Source organism: Rahnella sp. PAMC25617 (assembly GCF_050606005.1).
Taxonomy (GTDB): domain Bacteria; phylum Pseudomonadota; class Gammaproteobacteria; order Enterobacterales; family Enterobacteriaceae; genus Rahnella; species Rahnella variigena.
In genome coordinates, this window is record NZ_JBOCUM010000044.1 from 1 (window position 1) to 1,095 (window position 1,095).

The window sequence follows — 1,095 nt, forward strand, 5'->3', positions numbered from 1 at the left end:
TATCAGCGATTAAGCGATAACTTTAGCAACAACACCAGCACCTACAGTACGGCCGCCTTCACGGATTGCGAAACGCAGACCGTCATCCATCGCGATTGGGTGGATCAGGGTAACAACCATGTTCACGTTGTCACCAGGCATTACCATCTCAACGCCTTCTGGCAGTTCGATAGTACCGGTCACGTCAGTTGTACGGAAGTAGAACTGTGGACGGTAGCCTTTGAAGAATGGAGTATGACGACCACCTTCATCTTTGCTCAGGATGTACACTTCAGAATCAAACTTGGTGTGTGGTTTGATTGAACCTGGTTTAGCCAGAACCTGACCACGTTCGATGTCTTCACGTTTGATACCACGCAGCAGAACACCAACGTTCTCACCAGCACGGCCTTCGTCCAGCAGTTTGCGGAACATTTCAACGCCAGTACAAGTAGACTTAACAGTGTCCTTGATACCTACGATTTCAACTTCTTCGCCAACTTTAACGATACCGCGCTCTACACGACCGGTAACAACTGTACCACGACCGGAGATGGAGAATACGTCTTCGATTGGCAGCAGGAATGGCTTATCGATAGCACGCTCTGGCAATGGAATGTAGCTGTCCAGTGCTTCTGCCAGTTCGATGATTTTCGCTTCCCAAGTTGCATCGCCTTCCAGTGCTTTCAGCGCTGAACCTTTGATGACCGGGATGTCGTCGCCTGGGAATTCGTAAGCAGACAGAAGTTCACGAACTTCCATTTCTACCAGTTCCAGCAGCTCTTCATCATCAACCATGTCGCATTTGTTCATGAACACGATCATGTATGGAACGCCAACCTGACGACCCAGCAGGATGTGCTCACGAGTCTGAGGCATAGGGCCGTCAGTTGCAGCAACAACCAGGATAGCGCCGTCCATCTGAGCAGCACCGGTGATCATGTTTTTCACGTAGTCGGCGTGCCCTGGGCAGTCAACGTGCGCGTAGTGACGAGTCGGGGTGTCATATTCAACGTGGGAAGTGTTGATGGTGATACCACGAGCTTTTTCTTCTGGTGCGTTATCGATCTGGTCGAATGCGCGTGCAGAACCGCCGTAGGTTTTAGCCAGAACGGT

At 50.8% G+C, this 1,095-nt stretch carries 1 protein-coding gene; it reads right to left on the reverse strand.

All coding sequences use genetic code 11. From position 1 onward, the window contains the following. Positions 1–9: 9 nt before the first annotated feature. Positions 10–1,095 (reverse strand): elongation factor Tu (tuf, locus tag ACM615_RS23850; RefSeq protein WP_113878398.1); only part of this gene is annotated, 1,086 nt, incomplete at its 5' end.